Below are 23,877 nucleotides of genomic sequence, written 5' to 3' on the forward strand. Positions count from 1 at the left end.
TATGCAATAATATTAAAACTTGTGATTTATAAATTGCATCCTGTAATTCGATAATTATAGTTTCATATATTTTAGTTCAATAGCTGATTAATCTATATTTGCTAGACACAAAACACAACCTTTCAATGAATATTCTATGAAAAAAATCTACTTTTTAATTGTAATACTACTTTTTAGCTTCTCTTCAAAAGCACAAACCGATCCTGATTTGTTAGGACAATGGTTTTTACATTATGTAGAGTACACAAATAGTAATAGGCTCTATCCGCCAATAGGTCCTACTATTGACATTAATTTTCATCCGCTTTCAGATCCTAATTTTATTGTCGTTGATGGAAATAGTTCGTGTAATTCGTTTTATGGGAATTATGAAGTCAATAATAGCAATTCTTCTGTTGATATTATTAATCTTTCAGTAACACTCGCTTTTTGTGATGGCGATACTTTTGATCCCAGCTATCTTTCAATTATTTCTGATAATACTAACAATTTTTACGACTATACAATTGATTTACAAACAGAAACGTTAACTATGATTGATTTGCTAGGGACTAAATTAGTTTATGGTAGACAAGTGTTGTCTACAAAAGAAAATGATTCATTCTCAAATATTATAAAACTCTATCCAAATCCTGTACAGAAAGAACTTTTTGTGAATGGAATTTCTAGCAATTCTAAAGTAACTTATACGATTTATAATGTAATTGGAAATGTTGTTACTTCAGAAAATTTGCTGCAACAATATAAAATAAATGTACAGTCTTTAAAAGCCGGAATTTACTTTGTACAGATTCAACAAGAAGGAAAAACAGCGATAAAGAAGTTTGTGAAATTATAAATATACGTGTTCATATTCACGCACAAAAAAACGTCAAACCGAAAGTTTCAGTTTGACGTTTTTTATGTTTAAAAGTATAAATCTTATAATCTGTATGTAATTCCAATTTGAATTACAGCGTTTTTCCCTTCAAAATTTGCAGCTCTATCTTCATCAAACATATCGGCTAAACCAAGATTATAGCGAGCTTCAATATCAACATTTTCCAAGATATTGATACCAATTCCGCCATTGACTCCAAAATCGAAGTTTTTAAAATTATCTTCAAATTCGTGAATCTTAACACCAATTTGTGGTCCTGCCTGAATATTTAAAAAATCTGTAAGCTCTAACTTCAGCATTAATGGAACTTGTAAATAATCTGCACGTAATGCTTCTTCTTTGGCTCCTTGTGCTGAATATAAGAATTCAGGTTGAAAACGCAGTTTACTTACTAAATGCATGTCTATAAAAAAGCCGAACATCGCTCCTATTCTAGCATCATTTAAACCATCTTGAATATCATTCAGATTTGTTCCTGAATAGTTTGAGATGTTAATTCCTGCTTTAAAACCGTAGCGAGTTTCAGTATCTGTACTCACGTAATCGTCCATATTTATTGATGCATCACTTTCTGTAATTGTTTCTTGTGAGAAAGCTAAGAACGAACACATTAAAAATGAGAGAAGTACCAATTTTTTCATATGTAAATCTTGTTTTAGGTTGTTCAGATTGAGTATTTTATAACTTTATCTGGTTATTTGAGTTATCTGCTAAAAGTAGATATCCGTTTTTTAAAAACTCAAAATATTCGATGCTGATTTGTCTTTTTTCGACGTTTCGAAGAATAATGTCTTTATAATACCATCTGACAGTCCAATTTTAGGTACAAAAATCTTTCGAGCGCCACTCCATTTACAAGCTGATAGATAAATTCGAGTCGCAGGAATGATTACATCAGCACGATCTGGATTTAATCCTAATTCAGAAATACGTTCTTCATACGTTAAACTTTGTAGAAATTGATATTGCGCATTTAGGTAAATATATGACAACGGTTCGCCAACAGGCGTTCCCGACATTTTGTATAATTTATTGATGTTTCCGCCTGAACCAATTAATGATAATCGTTTAAAATCTTTGGTGTTTTTCTTAATCCATTTTTCAATTTCCTTCCAAAAATTATCATCCACCATTTTGTTCAACAAACGTACAGTTCCGATTTTGAATGAACGCGATGTTTTTATTTTACCATTAGAAAAGATTGTAAATTCAGTACTTCCGCCACCAACATCTACATAGAGATAGTCTTTTTCTTTTTCAATAACATTGTGCAAATCTGTAGAAGCAATAATTTCCGCTTCGCGTTTTCCATCAATGATATCAATGTTAATTCCTGCTTTTTTCTTGATGCGTTCTACAACTGCTTTTTTATTTTTTGCTTCACGCATAGCTGATGTTGCGCAAGCCATATAACTTTCTACACCATGAATGTCCATTAATAAACGGTACGACTTCATCGCATTCGTCATTCGTTCTACATTTTCTGGAGAAATATTACCGTCCGTAAATACATCTTGTCCCAAACGAATTGGCACACGTACTAATGAGCTCTTTTTAAACTTTGGTGATTTATTTTCTTGTTCAATTACATTTGCAACTAATAATCGTATCGCATTCGACCCAATATCAATGGCAGCAAATTTTCTAATTCTCAAAATGGACTTCTTTTTTTATTTGTTAATTGGACATTTTTTCTAAATAGTAATCATACGTAGCAAACTGAGAACGTACTTTTATCAGTTGATTCGTGCGATATGCATTGTCTTGCTTTTCTGAAAACACACGTGCTTTTACATTATCACTCCAACCGATATTGAATGTATCCAGCAATTCTTTTTTGATATCTTCATCATAAATAGGACACGTTACTTCTACCCTTTTGTCTATATTTCGCGTCATCCAATCGGCTGAAGATATATATATTTTTGGATCGCCATTGTTTCCAAAGATAAACATTCTGGGATGTTCTAAAAATTTGTCAACGATACTTATGGCTTCGATATTTTCACTCATGCCTTCAATGCCTGGAATTAAACAGCAAATTCCACGAACTATTAACTGAATTTTTACGCCTGCTCGACTCGCATCATACAATTTATCTATGATTTTATAGTCTGATAAACTATTGACTTTTATTTTGATGTACGCTTCATTTCCTTCTTGCGCATTTTTAATTTCAGTATTAATCAGCTTGTTTAAAGCATTTCGTGTGTAATGTGGCGACACCAATAAGTGCTTGTATTTTGCAACTTTATAGTTTGTTTCAAAAAAGTCAAATACTTTAGAAACTTCTTTTAAGATATCTTGATCTGATGTAAAAAGTGTGTAATCTGTATAAATTTTTGCTGTAGATTCGTTTACATTTCCAGTACTTACAAAGCCGTAACGCACTATTTTGTTATTTTCTCTACGATCTACTACACAGGTTTTACTATGAACTTTTAAACCTGGCACACCAAAGATTAAATTGACACCTTCACTTTGTAATTGTTCTGCATATTTGATATTGGCAGCTTCATCAAATCGTGCTTGTAATTCAATTTGAACAGTTACTTTTTTACCATTTTTCACCGCATTGATCAACGAACTGGCAACATGTGAGATTTTTGCCAAACGATATACTGTAATCTTTATATTTTCTACTTTTGGATCTAACGCGGCTTCTCTTAGGAAACGAACTACGTATGCAAATGTGTGATACGGCGCGTATTGTAGATAATCTTTTTTTGCAATTTTTTCAAAAATACTTCCTTCTCTACTCAATCCTTTTATAGGTAATGGCGGATATGATTTGTAGAGTAAATCTTTTCTTCCTAAACTTGGAAACGACATATAATCTCTACGATTGTGATAACGTCCACCAGGAATAAGACTATCAATATCATCGATGCCCATTTTATCAATTAGGTATTCGAATGTATCTTTATCAATAGTTTTATCATAGACAAAACGCACAGGTTCTCCACTTTTTCTTCCTTTTACACTACTAGAAATCTTTTGAATAAAACTCTTCGTTAAGTCATTATCAATATCTAATTCTGCATCACGGGTAATTTTAATCATGTGTGCAGACAAAGATTCATATTCAAAAATACTGAAGATATTACTTAATGAATGACGAATTAAATCATCGAGAATAATGATATATTTTTTATCGCCTTCAGTTGGCAATACAATAAAACGATCGATTGTTTTTGGAATTTCAATCAATGCGTATTTGATCTTTTTTACTTTCGGTTTGAAGAAGCGTGATACTTTTTTAGTATTCCTCACTTGTTCTTTCATCACCATACGAATTGCCAAATAAGCTGCTTTGTCTTTTAGACTTGGCATTTCGTCTATATCGTCCAAAATCATGGTAACCAAAGCTGGACTTACTTTTTCAATGAAATATTTTTCTATGTAAGCACTTTGACTTGGAGATACTTTTTGTTCATTAACAATGAAAATATTTTCTTTTTCCAGCTCAGATTGCACTTCATTCAGAATGCGCAAACTTTCTGCCTGCTGTTTGATTACAATTTTGGTAATTCGCTCTAGTAAATCTTTGGCTTTTGCACCTCCTAAAACACTTCTTCCTCCTTTTCCTGCTTGTGCAATACGTTTTACAGTAGCATATCGTACTTTAAAAAACTCATCTAAATTGTTAGAGAATATTCCAATAAAGCGTAAACGTTCAATTAAAGGAACTGTTTGATCAGCAGCTTCTTGCAGAACGCGTCCGTTGAATTGTAGCCAACTGATTTCTCTATTGATGTATTTGTTTTTTGATTGCTGCATTATTTTAAATCTTTAGGGAACACTTTTAATATGGTTGAACCTTCACTGATTGTTTTCCAAGAATCTGTATCAAATTGAATCACTACAGTACCGCTTGTTGGTACATTGTCAAAAAATTGACTTCCGTAGGTATTTACAACTGCTGTAATAGCGTGATTGTGACCAAACACCATCAATGTATCTACCTCATTATCACAAGATTTTACGACATTCACTAATCCTGAGCCGCCAAAATCATACATATCTTCCTTAATCACTACTTTATCAAAAGGATATTGTAAGCAACGTGTAAAAATAGCACAGGTATGTAAAGCTCTGTTTGCAATACTTGAATAAATAATATCTGGCGTATTGATTTTGTCTGCAATATGATTTGCGACTAAGTGTGCATCCTTAATTCCACGAAGTTTTAACGTACGATCTTTGTCATCTACTGGATATTCCCAAGACGATTTTGCATGTCTGACTATGATTAAGGTTTTCACTTTTTTATGATTTTAATTTATGGTGCTAAACGTTCTATTTTCCATGAATAGTCGCCTTGTAATTGATAACGTATTCTGTCGTGCAATCTGTTGGCTCTACCTTGCCAAAATTCTATTTCTTCTGGTTTTACAATATATCCGCCCCAATGTGATGGACGCTCTATTTCTTTACCTTCATGTGCTTTTTCAAGATTTTTTAGTTTTTCTTCTAAATAAACTCTTGAAGGAATCACAGTACTTTGGTCTGAAACTAATGCTCCTAGTTGGCTTCCTCGCGGACGTGATTCAAAATATCCATCAGATAAGTTTTCTGCAATTTTTTCAACTTTCCCTTTAATGATAATTTGTCTTTCCATTGCTGGCCAAAAAAACGAAATGCAAACATTTGGATTTTTTGTCATTGCCAAACCTTTTTCACTTTCATAATTTGTATAAAAGATAAAACCTTCAAATGTGTACTTTTTTAAGAGTACAATTCTACTCTTAGGAAAACCATCAGCGCCAAGCGTACTTAGTGTCATTGCATTGACTTCCGCTACTGTTTCTGATTTTTCAACTTCCAAAAACCAATTACGAAACATCTCTATTGGATTTTCTACGCAGTTTTCTTCAAGCAGTTCACTTTTTTCGTATGATTTTCGGTAATCACTTAAATCTTGTTTCATTCGTTTTTATTCACGTATTTCAAGCCTATTTTATAGTGACTGCAATTTACAGCTTTTCGTTCGTTTTGAGAAGTAAAAACGATTCCTTTTGTATTAAGTTTTTATCAAGTTATTTTATAATTTTTAAACATAAAAAAAGGGACAACAATATGTTATCCCTTTTCTACATTTTATTAAATACTTTTTTATCGTTCCTGACAATGGTCAAAACAAATTGACTCCATGTAAAAAAGGCTCAAACAAGGTAAACCTGAAGCTCCACCTTTTATATTGGTTGTTTTTAAATTAGAAACTACTTTTTTGTTCAATTCTAAGTTTTGAATTTTTTGTTTTTTCATGATCAAAAATGTTTTGTTTGGTTAAAAGTTATATTACTTAATATCACATTGATCAATACAACCTGTTTTTCCATCTACGGATACTAAACCTCCTTTTATATTTCTGATCTCAAAATTAGAAACTACTTTTTTGTTCAATTGTAAGTTTTTGATTTCTTGTTTTTTCATGATTATAATATTTTATTATGCCTACGTTTTTATAGGTTTTCGGCAATACCTTTTCAATCGATTGTTGCCACCAAATTAGATAGGTTTTTACATGAAAAAAAACGTATATGACGTAAATTGGATGATTTAAGCTATAAGCAAAACATCTTTATCTAATAGCGTAACAAATCGTTTCTTCATCAGGATCTTCGCTCATTTGATAGCCATTGAGTTCTGAAGTTGGCAATGTGCCTCCTTTTATAATTTCTTTTTGAAAACAATTCATTTGAGCAATAGCGATTTTTGATAATTTAAGGTTGTATGTTTGTTTACTTTTCATAATTACAAGGTGTTTAATGATTTGCGTTAAACTTCTTCATAGTCAAATTAATTTACTCTAAAGAGCTTAGCGACACATTTCATGTTCACATTGAGAATGAAGCCCTGTACTATTAAAATCTTCTGATGTAGGCATAGTTCCGCCTTTTAAAACTTCTCTTTGATTGAGACTAATTTTTGCAATGGCTACTTTTGATAATTTTAAGTTTTTAAGTCCTTTGTTTTTCATAATTATTATGTTTTCGTTTTAAATTATTAAGTGATTAAATCTATTAATTATGATTTGTTAATTAATTGTAACCAAGCTTAAATCATCTAATTTAAGGAATTGACAAAAACAAAAAAACACCTTTAAAATAAGGTGTTTCAAGTATTATTTCATTCAAAAATAAGTGTATAAAAAAAGGAGCAATAATTGCTCCTTTTTTAAAAAATCATATTAGTTTAATGACATTGCAAGTTTCCACATCTACTGTAAAGTGCAGTTTGTGTACATGTTGGCGTACATGAATAATGCCAACCACCATTCACTGCATTCTCTTCTAAAGTTGAAATTTTCTTCTTGTTAAGTCCTAATTTTAAAGTTCTTGATTTTTTCATGGTTATAAATTTTTAACATTGCCTACTGTTTATAAAAAGGCTTTCAGCTTTACCTTATCAATTAATTTTACGTAAATATTGATACATGCAAGCTATTGAAGAAATAAGAGTTTAAAAAAGTAAGTATCCTTAAATTAGATAATTTACGCCTTAAAACAAATTAATAACATATAAGGTTTCCACACTGAGAAATCTGTGCAGAATATCCTTTTGGCGCTGACGCAGGAAGTGATTTCCCTTTTAGATTTGATAGAGCAACTTGTTCTATTTGTGTAATTGTTTTTTTACTTAATCGTAATTTTTTTGAGTTTTGAGTTTTCATGGTTATTGAGTTTTTATTGATTACTTATGTACATGTTTTTCCAATTCTTTGATGTAGTATGAAGGATTAATTCCCGTTGCTTTTTTGAAATGTTTCGTAAAAGATTCAGGACTTTTATATCCAACTTCTAACGCAATATGTTTTACAGTATATTGTCTAAATAGTTTATCTTTCTTCAATCTTTCAATAGCGTAATTAATCCGTAATTCATTTAGATATTGATAAAACGTTTTTTCCTTGTATTGTTTTAATATTTTGGTGAGATATGTTGCATTGGTTTTTGCTTTTTTTGCCATATTAGCCAATGAACAGGAAGATTCTAAAAAATATTCTTGCGCTTCAATCTTTTCAAGTCTCTTTAAAATTTCTGTCACTTTAGAATCATCTATCACGACTTCTTTTGTGGCACTTTTTATTTCTTCTTTATTTTTTTGAGTATTGTCTGACATTAATTTATCAAACATTTTCTTATTGGTTTTTGCTTTCTTTTTATAATATAAAAGCGGCAGCAAGATGATAATACACAATGCAGAAACAGCGGCTATAATGTAGAAGTAGAATGCAACCGTTTCATCTTTTTGTTTTATTAATACATCGCGTTTACGAATTTCTGTTTCATATAGTTTGTCATTGATTTTCTTTGTTTTAGAATCAATCATAGCACTCAATTTCTTTCCTAATTCGGCATATAAATCAGATTTTTTTTGATTGAAAAGTTCATGATAGTTTTTAGCTAAAAGCTCGTATGTTTCGACTAATTCTTGTGGTCTAAATCCAGTTTCACTTATGCGTTCTGATTGATTTACGAGTTGAATTACTTTCGTTAGTTTTTCTATAGAAGTATTGTATTGTTTGAGGCCGAAATAGCTTTTTCCTATATGAAAATACGATTCTGCCAAGCGTTCATCATTGTCTAAAGTTTCTACAAACGTTTTTGCTTTGTTTAAATTGACGAGCGCAGTTTGATATTCTCCTTTTTGATTGTAAGCAATACCAATGTCGTGATAAAAATAACTATTCACAACTTCATCTTCTCGCTCTAAACTGGATTTTAAACCTTTGTTACTATAATACAAAGCAGAATCTGGCATATGTAATGTTAAGTATGTTCCTCCTATTCCAAGTTCAATAAGATTTCGGTTTCTTGGAGTACATTTTACTTCTTCTAATTTACTATCTTCATATGCTTCTTTATAAATTCGCAATGCTTCCTTGAGCTTTCCTATATTACGTGTGACTTTGGCGATATTTATTCTGGCGATATGAGCATCTTCTAACTTCTTTTGTTTTGTAGCTTCTACAGATACTTTCGAGTAATATGTTAGTGCATTGTCATTATCTCCATATAGCACATAGGCATTTCCTTTTCGCAGTAAATATTTGAACTCTAATTCTGATCTAAGCGATTTTGGTATGGAATTATATCTCGTATTTAATTTTAATGTCGATGGATTGGCGTTTAACGCTATAGAATCTGGTTCATTAAATAGATTATATCCTTTGTCTAGTACTTCTAATGCTTTTTTGTGTTCGCCTTTGTCTGTAAGAATAGCTCCTTTTTTCAAAAGCACTTTTACTAGCATAACAGTATCCTTATATTCTATACCGTATGCAATTAATTTATTTGCATCTTTTAAAGCTTGATTTGGATTTTTCTTTACATTTTTATTAATCAGAACTAGCAATTCATTTCTTAATCGTTCGTCATCTTCTATATTACTTGAACAGTTAGAAAAAAGGCATAACAGGACAATCCCATACAATAGAAAGGAAGATTTTCTCAACATAAATTATTTATATACTTTTTAATTAAACTCAAACACTTTTCCATCATCAGCTAAGAGTACATTTTCAAAGACGATTTTGGCTTCTTCTTTAAATTCTTTGAAACCATCATAACGTGTTGAGAAATGTCCTAATATTAACTGACCAACATTTGCTTCTTTGGCAATCATAGCTGCCTGTTTTGCTGTTGTATGCTTCGTTTTAGTTGCCAGATTATCATGTTTGTCTAAAAAAGTAGCTTCATGATATAAGACATCTACTTCTTTGATCTGATCTATAATTTGGGGGAAATATACGGTATCGCTGCAAAATGCGTACCCTTTGGATTTAGGAGGATCGAATGTTAGTTTTTCGTTCGGGATGACTTCGCCCGAATCTAATGTAATGTCTCTACCTTTTTTTATATTTTGATAGTAACATTTTTCTATTTCATAATTAAGAACAGCATTTACATTGAGTTTGCGTTCTTTTTCTTTTTCCTTAAAGAGAAAACCATTCGCATAAATACGATGATTTAAAGGAATTGTGCTAACCGTTACTTTGTCATCTTCAAATACAATCTCTGGAGCATCACTTTCTAATTCATGAAAACAAAGTTTATAACTCGTCCACGATTTGGTTAGTTTTAATTGTAAGAGTGTGAGTTCTTTTAGCCCTTTTGGTCCGTAAATATGTAAGTCAGCATTTCTTCCCAACAACATAAATGTAGAAATCAATCCGATGAGTCCGTAAAAATGATCTCCGTGCAAGTGTGAAATAAATATATGCTTGATGCGTGCAAATTTCACTTTACTACGTCTGAGCTCTACTTGTGTACCTTCACCACAATCTATTAGAAAAATATGATTTCTAATTTCGAGCACTTGTGCCGTTGGATTTGTATGTTTTGTTGGTGTTGCTGCATAACAGCCAAGTATGGTTAATTTCACACGTTTACATTTTATGTTTGTAACAAAAATATAATTATAAAATTAAGAACGTGTGCAACCGCTTCGTTCTCTTATTCAAGGTCTAGGAAAATTAGAAGCCTAAATCGCGTTCTATCTCTTCCATTTCTATAATATCAAAAGCTTCTTGTAATGTTGGAACTGTCATGATGGCTTCTGGTAAATCATCCGTACTTATTTTATTCGTTACAATTACGAATGAGTGCTTGGCTTCACGATGTCTTTTGGAAAGTTGTAAAAATTCTACTAAATCGCTTTTTGTCAAATTCCCAAATGAAAATAGATTTACGATAATATTATCGTGTTGAATTTCGTCATAACTCGCTCCAATTTTTTTTACAAGTTCTATAATATCAGTAGATTCTTGTGTTATAATGAGGATATTTTCTTGTTTATCTAAAATCATAGGTTAAAAGTTTAGAGGGTTTTAGGCTATTTTTTAAGATCTCTAATAACAATTTACAAAATTTACCGCATACTTATACTTTTTAAATACGTTTAACACGATTTTAATGTAAATACCTAATAAACTAAAGGTTTTGTTATTTTTTAATCTTTGAAGCCAATAGATAAATTACTGCCATACGTACAGCAACTCCATTTTCTACCTGATTTAAGATGATGGATTGTTTAGAATCGGCAACATCACTTGTAATTTCTACACCACGATTTATAGGTCCAGGATGCATGATGACAATTTCTTTGTCTAACGAATCCAATAATGCTTTAGTAACTCCATATTGTTGCGCATATTCACGTGTAGAAGGGAAATAACTAATATCCATACGCTCATTTTGTACGCGTAGCATATTTGCTACATCACACCATTCAAGCGCTTTTCTTAAGTTTGTTTCTACTTCGACTCCTAAACTTTCAATATATTTTGGCAACAGTGTCTTAGGTCCGCACACTTTTACATTTGCTCCTTGTAATTTGAGTGCAAAAATGTTTGACAATGCTACTCTACTATGTAGAATATCACCAACTATCACTACATTTTTCCCTGCGACATCTCCTAGTTTTTCACGAATAGAATACGAATCAAGTAATGCTTGTGTTGGATGTTCATGTGCTCCATCTCCAGCATTTACGATACTTGCGTTTACATTTTTAGATAAAAATACACCAGCACCAGGATTTGGATGTCTCATGACTACCATATCAACCTTCATTGATAAAATATTGTTTACGGTATCAATTAAAGTTTCTCCTTTTTTTACTGAAGATTGCGATGCTGAAAAATTGATGACATCTGCTGATAGCCGTTTTTCTGCTAATTCGAACGAAAGTTTCGTACGTGTACTATTTTCAAAAAATAGATTTGCAATCGTAATATCTCTTAATGAAGGTACTTTTTTTATAGGACGGTTGATCACCTCTTTAAATTGATCAGCCGTTTCAAAAATGAGTTGTATATCTTCTTCTTTGAGATATTTGATTCCTAGTAAGTGGTTTACACTCAATTCACTCATTTCTAATTGTCTTTTTCTTGGTTAATAAGATATACCATGTCTTCTCCTTCATTCTCAGACCAATTTACTTTTACTTTCTCTTCATTAATCGCGTCTACTTGTCGTCCACGGTAATTTGGCTGAATTGGTAAATGTCTGCTAAAACGTCTGTCTATCAAAACGAGCAACTCTATTTCTTCTGGTCTTCCAAACGATTGAATTGCCGTCAATGCTGCGCGAATACTTCTTCCTGTATACAAAACATCATCAATAAAAACGACTTTTTTGTTTTCAACTACAAAGTTGATATTCGTTTTATTTGCTTCAAGAATTTTCTCGCTACGGCGGAAATCGTCTCGGTAAAAAGTAATGTCCAGATATCCTAACTCAATATCCTTTACCTCATATTCTTCACGTAAAATATTGGTTAAGCGTTCTGCCAGGTAGATTCCTCTTGGCTGAATTCCAATAAGCACTGTATTTGAAAAATCAAGGTGATTTTCGATAAGCTGACACGCCAATCGATGCAGAATAATTTCGATCTCTTTTGAGTTCAATAATGTTTTTTGACTCATAGTTTTCGTCCAAATGGTATTTGGAAAACAAAAGTACAGATTTATTTTTTATAAAACCTATTTTTGAAATTTGTTGTATGTCAAAAAAGAAGTCTAGCAAACGTTTTTTTATTCTATTATTGCTTTCACTTGCTTTTCTAAATCAGAAATTCCCTTAAATTTTCTAAATTCTAAATCTTTTCCAAGTGATTTTAATTCGGTTGTTAATTCAAGAATCAACTCTAAAGGTTCAGCTTCATATCCAAACATATTTTCATCAAATCCTGTTCCTATTAATAGATTATCGTTTTCCATACCAATACACCAATTTTCCATAAACGCTGCCAAAGGAACTTCTACTACTTTATAGTTTTTCCAATTTTCCTTAATACACGATTTAGCTCTAGCTTTTTCTGCCCAAAAACAAATGATTCCAATAGGCTTGCCTTTTTTATCTTCAAATTGAACGGAACTTGATGTTGCAAATCCTTCACTATTTTTAAGTGCATATACAATCTTTGAATCACATACTTTTTTAATGAACTCTTTATGACGAATTTGTGTTGTTACTGAATCTTGAAACTGCTCTCGTTGCTTATTTTCTAGTTTTTTGTTGTTGAATAAAAAATCAAAGAATCCCATTTCTGTTGTGTTATGTGATAATACTAATAAGGTCAAAGATACAGCAGCAATGATTAAACTTTTCATTTTAATATTTTTTAAAGTCAAACTTATCTGTAAGTTAATTCTTTTTTAAGAAAGTTTGGTTACCTTTTTGCTGTAGTACCATTAAGTATATAAACGTATTATTATGAAAGATCAATCACTGTTACAATTGTTGACTTCCGAACAGAAGGAAAAAACCTTTGTAAAGATTTATAGATACTTTCCGAAGGTATCACGCTTTATATGCAAATATGGAGGTACAAAAGAAGAAGCTCAAGATGTGTTTCAAGAAGCTTTACTTATTTTTTATAGAAAAGCTAAAACACCTAATTTTAAACTAACTGCACGTATTGAAACCTATGTGTTTAGTATTTGCAAGTATTTATGGAAAGATCAATTAAAACAAAAAAATAAACAAACTGACGCTTTTGAACAAGCGTTTTTAAAAGACGACACTATTCCTGTAGAAATTCATCTGCAAGAAGAGCAAAAATATCAATTGGCTGAAAAAGCCTTGCGATCTATTGGAGACAAATGTCTGAAACTGCTTTCGCTATTTTATATCGATAAAAAGAAAATGCGAACGATTGCCGATCTGTTAGGATTTACTTCAGAATCATCTGCCAAAACACAAAAATACAAGTGTTTAGAGCGTGCTAAGAACGAATTACGAACTTTAAAAGCAAACCGATGAGAACTGAATTAGAAACTATCGCATACATAGAAAAGTACATTTTAAATGTACTTACGGACACCGAAATTAAAGCATTTGAAACACGTATGGCAACCGATCCTGATTTTAAAAATGATGTTGAATTACAACAACAATTAATTCACAGTTTAGAGCGTATTTCGTTACAACAAAGTATTCAAAATGCACATAAAACATATCGTTTTTGGAAATTATTAAAACTGATTGGAATGATCATAATTCCTGCTTTGCTCGTACTCTTGAGTTTATATTTTTTGAATGCTTCCGCAGAAACAACTCGTGAAGTAGAGACGATTCCAACGAAAGTTGAACAACAAGTTTCTACAGAAAAAAAGGCAATCATTCCCATTGAAAAAAGTACTGAAAATCCAGTAATTCCTAAAGAAACTTCCATTGAAAAAACGCCAGTCGTAGTCACTCCAAACAAAACTACAGTGTATGCTGAAAATATTGTTGTAAATCCTGCTGAAGAAATTACTTCAGAAGTTTTTAGTATTTTGATTGAAAAAGATACTATTGTAGAAACGAAAAACGGTATTGTCTTTTTGATTCCTGAGAATGCTTTTGTTGATCAAAATCAAAACATCATCAATGGAAGTGTACAACTCGAAGTGAAAGAAGCTGTTGATTCGCATACTATTATGACAACTGGTTTGTCCACATTTTTTGATGATAAACCACTAGAAACTGGCGGTATGTTTTTTATTGAAGCAACAAAGGATGGACAAAAACTAGAAATCAATCCGCAAAAAGAAATCATTGCCGATATTCCCACTCAAGATTATAAAGAAGGCATGCAATTGTTTGATGGTGAAATTAAAAATGATGGAAGTATCAATTGGACAAATCCGAAGCCATTGGATAAAGCATTGATTCCTGAAGATATTTTTAGTTTGAATTTTTATCCACCAAATTATTTAGAAACACTTGCCGAGAAAGGCTATGATGTTACCAATAAGAAATTTACGGATAGCTTGTATTATTCTTTTGGTGATGTTTCAAAAAAAGCGGAGAACTATCAAACTATTGGAGAATATATTGAAAAAGAATTTAATAGAGATAAAATCCGCTCCCGAGATACGCTAAAAACTGACGTTGTAAAAGCAGCAAAAGATTCTCTAGGAATAAAACTTACACTCCAAAATAGTATTAAAGGTTTAAATCCATTAAAAGTAAAAACAATTTGGAATGAACGCTACCAAAATACATTTATCGCCACTAAAGCTTTTGAAGAACGTTTACGCGTGATACATCAACATTGCGAATTTGCTAATAGTATTTTTGACCTGTATGCAAAAAATCTTAATCGTGATTTGCATGAAGTTGACAAAATGATTGCTACTCGATATGAGCAACCATCGCTTCGTGAGCAGTTTGAGTTTTTTGCAGCTCAAAATTTGACCAATATTTCGAATCCAACTGCGAGTGTTTCTAAACTTAACGATTATTACCTAAAACAACAAAAAGTATATCGTTTGGCTTTAGAGGAAACGCAACGAAAAATGGATTCGTTACTAGAAGTTGACAAGAAATATCAAACATTTTCAAAACAGCAATTACAAAATTATTATTCTGATGAATTGGCTCTTACAACAGATAAAGTTGCCAAAAGATTAACTGTACGCTTACCGCGTCGTTTTAATAGAACGAGAAACCGTCAAAGACAAAGCAAGCAAACAAATGTGCGAACAAACACCGTTTCTAGCGAAATTTCAAGAAATGTTACTTCGACAGCAACAATCATCAAAAAAGAAAAAAGAAAACGTGTGTATAGAGCGCCAATTCGAAGAACAGGTTGGAAAAATATTGATCGTATTATTAATGAAAAAGTAATTGCTAGCGTACAAAATAGAGAATCAACAACTATTCAGAATAATAAAAAGTCTGTTACCATCACGTATTCTAATTACGAAGTTTCCATTGAAAACACCGAACGTTTTGATAAGCTGCTTGTGTATTTAGTACCAACTAAGTTCAATAGTTTCGTTCGATTGAAAGCTGAAAACAATCGTTTTTCGTATAAGTTAAATGATTTGTTAAGGTATCGTGTATATTGTATTGCGTATCAAAATGATATTCCTTTTTATTTTGAAAAAATGATCAAAAATACATCTGACAAGGTTCAATTACGTCAGATTACCGAAACTGTTTTGCGTAAGAAATTAATAAGTATGCACGCTAAAAACAATTCACTAGAAACCGAAATTTTGTATCAAACTACTCGAGAAACAAACAAAAAAACACTGAAAAAGTATCGTGAAGTAGTGAAATTGAAAAAGGAGATTAAGGATATTGTTTTTCCTTGTATACAATATAAAACGTATAAAAATATAATAAATGATGCTCTTGAAACAAAAACTGCAGAAATAGAAAATGTTAATATTATAGAAGAAAATATAGGAGAACTTCCCATTGATTTTGTTGAAATAGCGCCTATTTTCCCTGGTTGTGAAAACTTAGAAACGCAAGCAGCAAGTAAAAAGTGTATGAGTGAAAAGATTCAGAAGATTGTTAATCGTAAAACCAACACAGCTATTCTCTCAAAACATGAAAAATCGAGTGGAACTCATAGAATTTTCACATCTTTTATCATAGATACATCAGGAATTGTTACAAACATTAAAATTCGCGCTAATCATCCTGAAGTGGCCGCCGAAATAAGACGTGTTTTAGAACTGATTCCTAAAATGAAACCCGCATCACATAGAGGCAAAACTGTAAACATTAAATATACACTACCAATTATATTCCAAGTAGAAAAGTAATAAAAAAGCCGTTTCAATTAATTGAAACGGCTTTTTGCTATGTGATAAAATGTTGGGAATTATTTTCCTTCCATTTTGTCTTTTAACTCTTGTAAAGCATCCAAGTCTCCAAGCGTAGTTTTTTCAGTAGCTGCTGATTTCTTAGCTGCTGCCTGAACATTTCTTTGCTCTTCTTCTCTAAAGATTGCTGTGTGAGAAGCTACAACTCTTTTGAATTCTTTGTTGAACTCAATTACTTTGAACTCAGCTGTATCACCTTTCTTCAATTTCTTTCCGTCTTCTTTTTCTAAGTGACGAGAAGGAATGAAAGCTACTACATCTTCGTTTAAAGCTACTGTTGCACCTTTATCATTTGTATCTGTAATTTCAGCTGTATGTGTTGTACCTAAACCGAACTCACCTTCATACTTATCCCAAGGATTTTCAGTAGTTTGTTTGTGACCTAAACTTAATTTACGTCCATCTACGTCTAATTCTAATACAAGTACTTCTAATTTGTCACCAACAGTAACAAACTCAGATGGATGCTTCACTTTCTTAGTCCAAGATAAATCAGAGATATAAATTAATCCGTCAATTCCTTCTTCTAATTCTACGAATACACCAAAGTTAGTGAAGTTACGTACAGTTCCTGTGTGTTTAGAACCTACTGGGTATTTAGTTGTAATATCAGTCCATGGATCTGGCGTCATTTGCTTGATACCAAGAGACATTTTACGATCTTCTCTATCTAATGTTAAGATTTTCGCTTCTACTTCATCTCCAACTTTTACGAAATCTTGAGCTGAACGTAAGTGTGTAGACCAAGACATTTCAGATACGTGAATTAATCCTTCAACACCTTCAGCTACTTCAATAAATGCACCGTAATCAGCAATAACAACAACTTTTCCTTTTACTACGTCTCCGATTTTTAATTCAGAATCTAGAGCTTCCCAAGGATGAGCGCTTAATTGTTTTAATCCTAATTGGATTCTTGACTTGTTATCATCAAAGTCAAGGATTACAACATTTAATTTTTGATCTAATTCAACAACTTCGTTTGGATGGTTGATACGAGACCAAGAAAGATCTGTAATGTGGATTAATCCGTCAACTCCTCCAAGATCAATAAATACACCGTAAGATGTGATGTTTTTCACAACTCCTTCTAATACTTGACCTTTTTCTAATTGACCAATGATTTCTTTCTTTTGCTCTTCGATATCTGCTTCGATAAGCGCTTTATGAGAAACCACCACGTTTTTGAATTCATGGTTAATTTTAACCACTTTGAATTCCATAGTTTTATTTACGTATTGATCGTAATCTCTAATTGGCTTCACGTCAATTTGAGATCCTGGTAAGAACGCTTCAATTCCAAATACGTCAACGATCATACCACCTTTAGTTCTGCATTTAACAAAACCATTTACGATTTCACCATTGTCATGAGCAGCATTTACTCTATCCCATGCTTTGATTGTTCTCGCTTTTCTGTGAGATAATACTAATTGTCCAGTTCTGTCTTCACGAACATCAATTAATACTTCTACTTTGTCTCCTACTTTTAAGTCTGGATTGTAACGAAATTCGTTTAAAGAAATTACACCTTCAGATTTAGCATTGATATCAATGATCGCTTCTCTGTCAGTCATTCTTACTACAGTTCCATCTACTACAGCATCATCATCTGTATCAACGAAATTTTCTGCTACTAATTTTTCGAATTCTTCTAACTTTTCATCTTCTACTTGGTCAATTCCTTCTTCGTAATTGTGCCAGTTGAAATTCGCTAAGAATTCCTCAGGATTTTTTACCTCCTGAACGTTTGTGTTTGTGTTTTCTTCAGCCATTGCTGATTAAAATTTGTATACTGCTCTCTTAGAGATTCTTCGCATGTAAAAGCAGTAGCTTGTTATAATTGTATATTTTTTTATCTTTCCTTTTCGATTCTCTGTCATGCTAAAAAGGAGTGCAAAAGTACCATTATTATTTTGATTTACAAACTAATACTATTCAAATAGATCAGCTTTTATTCGATTTAGCTGTAAAATGTGATTTTCATCGAAAAAATAGATTGTAACCTTTCCATAACACAAAACTTATTTTTTTAGTTTATCTTTATGATATTAATAATTAAAATAACAGTACAATGAGTGTAAAAGCTAAATATCAAGCAGTTTTAGATCTTGGTCAGGAATTAAATATTCAAAATGGAAATGTAGAAGAAGTAGATGGAATATTGAAAGTAAGCGGAACTGCAGGAACACAACATGAAAAGAACTTGATTTGGAATAAAATTAAAGAAGCTGGTGGAGAATTACCACAAGATATTGAAGCAGATATTAAAGTAGCTGATGAGTCTGTGTATCACCGTCATACAGTTGCTAGCGGCGATACGTTAGGAAAAATTGCTAAGCAGTATTATGGAAAAGCTGGAGAATACCACGCTATTTTTAAAGCTAATAATGATATTCTTGATAATCCAGATGTAATTCACCCAGGACAAGAGTTAGTAATTCCTCACTTATCATAAAAAAATATTTTATAAAATTAAAAAAGCTTCCAATTTGGAAGCTTTTTTGTTTTTTGAGTCTATTTATTTATGATAAAATATTTTATCCGTTAATGGTTCTATTGACTAGATTCAAAATACGCTCAAATTGCTCTTTGAGTCCCATGTCACTATTATCGATTGCAACAGCGCCTTCTGCTTGTCGTAATGGGGAATCTTCTCGGTGTGAATCTATATAGTCTCTGTTTTGCACATTACGCAATACATCTTCATAATTTACCTCGTCACCTTTGTCAATTAATTCTTTGTAGCGACGCATTGCTCTTTTTTCAGGAGAAGCGGTCATGAATAATTTTAATTCAGCATCAGGAAATACAACGGTTCCAATGTCTCTTCCATCCATGACAATTCCTTTGTCTTCGCCCATTTTTTGTTGTTGCTTCACCAGTTGATAACGAACTTCCGGAACTGCGGCTACTTTGCTAACATAGTCAGATACTTTTAAGGTTCTGATTTCTTTTTCTACATTTTCTCCATTTAAGTACATTTCGGCGAAGCCTAAAGCTTCATTGTACTGAAATTTTAAATGAATATTATCTAAATCTACAACCAGATCATTTTCAGAAAAATTGTCCGCATCAATATATTCTTTACGAAGCGCATACAACGTTACGGCACGGTACATTGCGCCAGTATCTACATATATATATTCTAGTTCTTTAGCAAGTTGTTTGGCAATCGTACTTTTTCCCGTAGATGAAAAGCCATCAATGGCTATGGTAATTTTTTTCATGATTTAGTACTTTAGTTACGTTTTTGGTAAGCCTGATTATTGCAGGTTAAGCGTTACACCAAACATGCTTGTATTGGCAGCAATCGAGTAACGTGCATACGTATAATCAAATTTTAATTTATTGATTCGCAGTCCGAATCCAGCAGTAATTCCAGAGAAATTACGTTGATCTACAATTTTCAATTCTTCTCCTCTACGGAAATTGTATCCTAGACGAATATTGAATCCTTTGTCTGGAAATAATTCCATTCCGACAATTGTATGACGAATCAAGTTTTTTAAGAATGTTACTTTTTCTTCTGTTACGCCACCTTCAATAGATTGTTCTGCTCTGTTTGGATTGGCAAAAGCAATATTCCATTGTTGTAAATTCTCAAAAGTAAGATGCCAACGAATTGGTACATGTTCTAGTTTTTGAGAAATTCCGAAGATAAGCTCAAATGGTAGTTGTTCTTGTACACCTGCATACGTTGTGAATTGCACACCTAAGTTTCTTGCAGCAAGCGCGATATTTAATTCTAATTCTTCATTGATGTACATGATTCCTAAATCAAGTGCTCCACCAAATGAATTGTATTGTTCTAGTTTCGAATTGATAAATTTTGCATTGGCTCCAATGTGAATATCTGTCCAAGGAATATTATATGCATATCCCATGGAAAGTGCAATTTCATTTCCTGTAAAGCTTCCTGTTTCGTTTCCTTGTTCATCATAACCGTCAAACTGCCCATAAGCTACATAGGTAACTCCAGCATGAAATGTTTGCACTCTACGATCCCAAGTGTACGCATACGCAGCAGAACCATAATTTACATCTCCTAAATAACTTACATAATTTAGTGACAAATGGTTATCCATTGTATAGTTTATACTCGCAGGATTAAACAACGCCTGATTTACATCTGTATCGTAATTGGTAATGACTTTCCCTCCAAGTGCAGCTTGCCTTGGAGATGATATTAAGTTTAAAAATTGATACGTGTATCTACCTCCGATTTGCGCGGAAGCAAGCGTAGTTATAAAGAAAAAAAAGGAAAAGAGGATCTTTTTCTGCATATGTACAAAGTAACTAAAATCTTTATTGAAAACGTTCAGATGTCACAAATATTTTATGACTTTTTAAAAATATCTAATATTTCGTTTGGATTGATTTTTTCAGTCGCAAAACTACACTTTATTCTTAATAATGCATTATAAATATGGTATTTATAGCATTTTATTATTGCTGATATTTTATAAAATCGCACATCTGTTCTTTGTTTTTAATTGCTAAACATACCTAAATTGCCTCCTGAATGTTCATATTTAGAAGGATTATAGATGTTGTTTAGTGTGATAGTGAAATGATTTTTAACAATTTAATAACTGTGAAGAAAGTATTCTAAAAATCCCAAATTAATTTCACCATAACAGTTTTTGGTAGTAATTGCAGTTGCTCATATATTATTACATCTACGAAGTAATCTTATTAAGTTTAACATTTTGGGCAGCTGCTTTTATGAAAGGGTAAAAAAAAGAGCGTTTTGATATCAAAACGCTCTTTTTATAGTTTTATAAAGTCTTGTGATTTTTCACGCTTTCATCAGTAACCGCATGTTTGATTACATCGCTCATTTCAGAAACATAGTGAAACGTAAGTCCTTTTAAGTACGATTGTTTAATTTCTAAAATATCACGTCTGTTTTGCTCACAGAGAATAATTTCTTTGATTCCAGCACGTTTGGCTGCCAATATTTTTTCTTTAATTCCTCCAACAGGTAACACTTTTCCTCGCAAAGTAATTTCACCAGTCATGGCGATATCTTTTTTCACTTTTTTCTGTGTGAATAAAGAAACCAAAGAAGTTAACATTGTGATTCCTGCACTAGGTCCATCTTTAGGTGTGGCACCTTCGGGCACGTGAATATGTACATTGTATTTTGAGAATATTTCTGGTTTTATTCCAAGTAATTCTGCATTCGATTTCATATATTCCATCGCAATTGTCGCAGACTCTTTCATTACTTTCCCTAAGTTTCCAGTAATAGACAGGTTTCCTTTTCCTTTAGATAAGGTAGATTCTATAAATAAAATATCGCCACCAACACTTGTCCAAGCCAATCCAGTTACAACACCAGCAACATCATTATTTTCATATTTATTGCGTTCCATTCTAGCAGGACCTAACACTTCTTCTATGACGGCATTGGTTACTTTTTTCTCATATTTATCTTCCATTGCTATAGATTTGGCTGCATAACGTACCATTTTGGCAATTTGCTTTTCCAAACCACGCACACCGCTTTCACGTGTGTAGCCTTCTACAATTTTCTCGAGTTGCTTCTTCCCTATTTTTAGGTCTTTATCAGTAAGTCCGTGTTCTTCTAGTTGTTTCCCTAGCAGATGTTTTCCTCCAATTTCAACTTTTTCCTCAGTTGTATATCCTGTTACATTAATAATCTCCATACGATCGCGTAATGCTGGCTGAATGGTACTTAAACTATTTGCTGTAGCAATAAACATCACTTTCGAAAGATCATAACCCATTTCTAAGAAATTGTCATAAAACTCCGTATTCTGTTCAGGATCTAATACTTCTAACATTGCAGAAGAAGGATCTCCATTGTGACTGCTAGATAGTTTATCAATTTCATCCAATACAAACACAGGATTTGATGTTCCTGCTTTTTTCAAGCTTTGAATAATTCTTCCTGGCATCGCACCAATATAAGTTTTACGGTGTCCGCGAATTTCAGCTTCATCACGCAATCCTCCTAAAGAGATGCGCACATATTCTCTACCAAGTGCTTCTGCAATCGATTTTCCTAAAGATGTTTTTCCTACTCCTGGAGGTCCGTATAAACATAAAATTGGCGATTTCATATCATTACGAAGCTTTAATACTGCTAAGTACTCTATGATTCGCTTTTTTACGTCTTCTAATCCTGAATGATCACGATCAAGGATTTTCTGTGCTTTTTTAAGATCAAATTTGTCTTCACTGAATTCATTCCAAGGTAAATCTAAAAACAACTCTAAGTAATTACGTTGAATAGAATATTCGGCAACTTGTGGATTCATACGTTGCATTTTTGACAATTCTTTATCAAAATGCTTTTTCACTTTTTCATTCCACTTTTTACTTTTGGCGCGTGAACGCATTTCTTCTACTTCTTGCTCATACGAAACGCCTCCGCCCAATTCTTCTTGGATGGTTTTCATTTGTTGATGTAGAAAATATTCTCGCTGTTGCTGATCTAAATCGTGACGAACTTTTGATTGAATATCATTTTTAAGTTCTAACTGTTGCATTTCCAGATTCATAAATTTCAACGTAGCTAATGCGCGTTGTTTTAAATCTGTAATGGCAAGTAATTCTTGCTTATCCTTTACTGTCAAATTCATATTTGACGAAATAAAGTTGATTAAAAACGAAGAACTCTCTATATTTTTAATGGCAAAAGATGCTTCTGAAGGAATATTTGGACTTTCCTTTATAATTTGCAACGCTAATTCTTTGATCGATTCTAATATCGCTTGAAACTCTTCATCTTCTTTCGCTGGTCGTGTTTCAGGAACTTCTTTTACAGTAGCTTCCATGTAAGGAACATCGCGTAATAATGTATCTACTTCGAAACGTTTTTTTCCTTGAATTATGATTGTAGTATTTCCATCTGGCATTTGTAAAACTCGTAAAATTCGAGCTACAGTTCCTAACGTATTGATATCTTCTAACTTCGGATTTTCAACGGTTTCATCTTTTTGAGAAACGACACCAATTACTTTTCCACCATTATTGGCATCTTTGATTAATTTGATAGACTTATCGCGTCCTGCAGTAATTGGAATGACTACTCCTGGAAACAATACAGTATTTCGCAGTGGAAGAATTGGCAAGGTTGCAGGCAATTCTTCTCTATTTATCTCTTCTTCATCTTCAGGTGTCATTAACGGAATCAATTCCGCATCTTCATCAATAGATTGAAATGACAAACTGTCCATATTTAAAAACTTTGTTTCACTCATATTTATATTGCTAAGCCATTCTGTCATACAAACAGAAGGATCTCTTTCTAATTATTTTTCTTTTTAAATGCTTAAACACTTATAAATCAGCAAAAGTAGTTGATTTTCCTAGTGTTAGACACTCTATAAGTTCAATTGTTGTGCCA

Annotated in this window: 25 protein-coding genes; 4 read left to right on the forward strand and 21 right to left on the reverse strand. The window is 32.2% G+C overall.

Translation table 11 applies throughout. The features are described 5' to 3' along the window. The first annotated feature begins 136 nt into the window (after window positions 1-136). A complete protein-coding gene (locus ACOQOS_RS06935) occupies window positions 137-838 on the forward strand; it encodes a T9SS type A sorting domain-containing protein (RefSeq protein WP_420574246.1) in 702 nt (233 codons plus the stop codon). Between the two features lie 83 nt (window positions 839-921). Here the strand turns inward: ACOQOS_RS06935 and ACOQOS_RS06940 are convergent, their stop codons facing one another. From ACOQOS_RS06940 to ACOQOS_RS07020, 17 genes are all read right to left on the reverse strand, one after another. After that, entirely contained in the window at window positions 922-1,521 is a 600-nt protein-coding gene (locus ACOQOS_RS06940) for a porin family protein (RefSeq protein WP_420574247.1), read from the reverse strand. A gap of 90 nt (window positions 1,522-1,611) precedes the next feature. Continuing rightward, the gene (locus ACOQOS_RS06945; protein ID WP_420575135.1) at window positions 1,612-2,538 is read right to left on the reverse strand and encodes a Ppx/GppA phosphatase family protein; all 927 of its coding nucleotides are present in this window, start codon (window positions 2,536-2,538) and stop codon (window positions 1,612-1,614) included. A 19-nt stretch (window positions 2,539-2,557) separates the two neighbouring features. Continuing rightward, window positions 2,558-4,660, reverse strand: a complete 2,103-nt coding sequence (gene ppk1 / locus ACOQOS_RS06950) for a polyphosphate kinase 1 (protein ID WP_420574248.1) — start codon at window positions 4,658-4,660, stop codon at window positions 2,558-2,560. After that, window positions 4,660-5,145, reverse strand: coding sequence for a SixA phosphatase family protein (locus ACOQOS_RS06955; RefSeq protein ID WP_420574249.1), 486 nt, complete (start codon window positions 5,143-5,145; stop codon window positions 4,660-4,662). Before ACOQOS_RS06955 ends, ppk1 begins: the two co-directional genes overlap by 1 nt. A 17-nt stretch (window positions 5,146-5,162) precedes the next feature. Beyond that, window positions 5,163-5,810, reverse strand: coding sequence for a pyridoxamine 5'-phosphate oxidase (gene pdxH / locus ACOQOS_RS06960; RefSeq protein WP_420574250.1), 648 nt, complete (start codon window positions 5,808-5,810; stop codon window positions 5,163-5,165). 185 nt (window positions 5,811-5,995) lie between these two features. After that, the gene (locus tag ACOQOS_RS06965) at window positions 5,996-6,148 is read right to left on the reverse strand and encodes a hypothetical protein (RefSeq protein WP_420574251.1); all 153 of its coding nucleotides are present in this window, start codon (window positions 6,146-6,148) and stop codon (window positions 5,996-5,998) included. A gap of 33 nt (window positions 6,149-6,181) precedes the next feature. Continuing rightward, the gene (locus ACOQOS_RS06970; protein WP_420574252.1) at window positions 6,182-6,316 is read right to left on the reverse strand and encodes a hypothetical protein; all 135 of its coding nucleotides are present in this window, start codon (window positions 6,314-6,316) and stop codon (window positions 6,182-6,184) included. 148 nt (window positions 6,317-6,464) lie between these two features. Further along, complete coding sequence (locus tag ACOQOS_RS06975; protein WP_420574253.1) at window positions 6,465-6,635, reverse strand: hypothetical protein; 171 nt, start codon at window positions 6,633-6,635, stop codon at window positions 6,465-6,467. A gap of 66 nt (window positions 6,636-6,701) precedes the next feature. Next, window positions 6,702-6,863 carry a hypothetical protein gene (locus tag ACOQOS_RS06980; protein ID WP_420574254.1) on the reverse strand — a complete coding sequence of 54 codons (162 nt, stop codon included), beginning with the start codon at window positions 6,861-6,863 and terminating at the stop codon, window positions 6,702-6,704. Between the two features lie 215 nt (window positions 6,864-7,078). Next, window positions 7,079-7,234, reverse strand: coding sequence for a hypothetical protein (locus ACOQOS_RS06985; protein WP_420574255.1), 156 nt, complete (start codon window positions 7,232-7,234; stop codon window positions 7,079-7,081). A 160-nt stretch (window positions 7,235-7,394) separates the two neighbouring features. Further along, window positions 7,395-7,556 carry a hypothetical protein gene (locus tag ACOQOS_RS06990; RefSeq protein ID WP_420574256.1) on the reverse strand — a complete coding sequence of 54 codons (162 nt, stop codon included), beginning with the start codon at window positions 7,554-7,556 and terminating at the stop codon, window positions 7,395-7,397. A gap of 20 nt (window positions 7,557-7,576) precedes the next feature. After that, complete coding sequence (locus tag ACOQOS_RS06995) at window positions 7,577-9,343, reverse strand: helix-turn-helix domain-containing protein (RefSeq protein ID WP_420574257.1); 1,767 nt, start codon at window positions 9,341-9,343, stop codon at window positions 7,577-7,579. A gap of 18 nt (window positions 9,344-9,361) precedes the next feature. Continuing rightward, window positions 9,362-10,270, reverse strand: coding sequence for a ribonuclease Z (locus ACOQOS_RS07000; RefSeq protein WP_420574258.1), 909 nt, complete (start codon window positions 10,268-10,270; stop codon window positions 9,362-9,364). Window positions 10,271-10,361: 91 nt separating this feature from the next. Further along, window positions 10,362-10,694: a ribonuclease Z gene (locus ACOQOS_RS07005; RefSeq protein ID WP_420574259.1), complete on the reverse strand. Its 333-nt coding sequence runs from the start codon at window positions 10,692-10,694 to the stop codon at window positions 10,362-10,364. A 136-nt stretch (window positions 10,695-10,830) separates the two neighbouring features. Further along, complete coding sequence (locus ACOQOS_RS07010) at window positions 10,831-11,760, reverse strand: aspartate carbamoyltransferase catalytic subunit (RefSeq protein WP_420574260.1); 930 nt, start codon at window positions 11,758-11,760, stop codon at window positions 10,831-10,833. A 2-nt stretch (window positions 11,761-11,762) separates the two neighbouring features. Continuing rightward, window positions 11,763-12,314, reverse strand: a complete 552-nt coding sequence (pyrR, locus tag ACOQOS_RS07015; RefSeq protein WP_420574261.1) for a bifunctional pyr operon transcriptional regulator/uracil phosphoribosyltransferase PyrR — start codon at window positions 12,312-12,314, stop codon at window positions 11,763-11,765. Between the two features lie 108 nt (window positions 12,315-12,422). Then, the gene (locus ACOQOS_RS07020; RefSeq protein WP_420574262.1) at window positions 12,423-13,001 is read right to left on the reverse strand and encodes a DUF2750 domain-containing protein; all 579 of its coding nucleotides are present in this window, start codon (window positions 12,999-13,001) and stop codon (window positions 12,423-12,425) included. Window positions 13,002-13,104: 103 nt separating this feature from the next. On the opposite strand from ACOQOS_RS07020, the gene ACOQOS_RS07025 reads away from it, so the two are divergent. Both ACOQOS_RS07025 and ACOQOS_RS07030 read left to right on the forward strand, forming a co-directional pair. Next, on the forward strand, window positions 13,105-13,653 hold the full coding sequence (locus ACOQOS_RS07025) for an RNA polymerase sigma factor (protein WP_420574263.1): 549 nt from the start codon (window positions 13,105-13,107) through the stop codon (window positions 13,651-13,653). Further along, on the forward strand, window positions 13,650-16,436 hold the full coding sequence (locus ACOQOS_RS07030; RefSeq protein ID WP_420574264.1) for a hypothetical protein: 2,787 nt from the start codon (window positions 13,650-13,652) through the stop codon (window positions 16,434-16,436). Before ACOQOS_RS07025 ends, ACOQOS_RS07030 begins: the two co-directional genes overlap by 4 nt. Window positions 16,437-16,495: 59 nt before the next feature. Here ACOQOS_RS07030 and rpsA read toward each other — a convergent pair whose 3' ends face one another. Next, a complete protein-coding gene (gene rpsA / locus ACOQOS_RS07035; RefSeq protein WP_420574265.1) occupies window positions 16,496-18,271 on the reverse strand; it encodes a 30S ribosomal protein S1 in 1,776 nt (591 codons plus the stop codon). A 299-nt stretch (window positions 18,272-18,570) separates the two neighbouring features. On the opposite strand from rpsA, the gene ACOQOS_RS07040 reads away from it, so the two are divergent. Next, window positions 18,571-18,954 (forward strand): LysM peptidoglycan-binding domain-containing protein, encoded by a 384-nt coding sequence (locus ACOQOS_RS07040; protein ID WP_420574266.1) that lies wholly within the window; start codon window positions 18,571-18,573, stop codon window positions 18,952-18,954. An 82-nt stretch (window positions 18,955-19,036) separates the two neighbouring features. On the opposite strand, the gene cmk is transcribed toward ACOQOS_RS07040, so the two are convergent. The 3 genes from cmk to lon form a co-directional block, all read right to left on the reverse strand. Continuing rightward, a complete protein-coding gene (cmk, locus tag ACOQOS_RS07045) occupies window positions 19,037-19,726 on the reverse strand; it encodes a (d)CMP kinase (RefSeq protein WP_420574267.1) in 690 nt (229 codons plus the stop codon). Window positions 19,727-19,762: 36 nt separating this feature from the next. Further along, window positions 19,763-20,782 (reverse strand): type IX secretion system protein PorQ, encoded by a 1,020-nt coding sequence (porQ, locus tag ACOQOS_RS07050; protein ID WP_420574268.1) that lies wholly within the window; start codon window positions 20,780-20,782, stop codon window positions 19,763-19,765. A 495-nt stretch (window positions 20,783-21,277) separates the two neighbouring features. After that, window positions 21,278-23,731 carry an endopeptidase La gene (gene lon / locus ACOQOS_RS07055; RefSeq protein ID WP_420574269.1) on the reverse strand — a complete coding sequence of 818 codons (2,454 nt, stop codon included), beginning with the start codon at window positions 23,729-23,731 and terminating at the stop codon, window positions 21,278-21,280. Window positions 23,732-23,877 lie beyond the last annotated feature (146 nt).

Origin of the sequence: Kordia sp., from assembly GCF_965224175.1 — a bacterium.
In the GTDB taxonomy this organism is placed as follows: Bacteria; Bacteroidota; Bacteroidia; order Flavobacteriales; family Flavobacteriaceae; genus Kordia.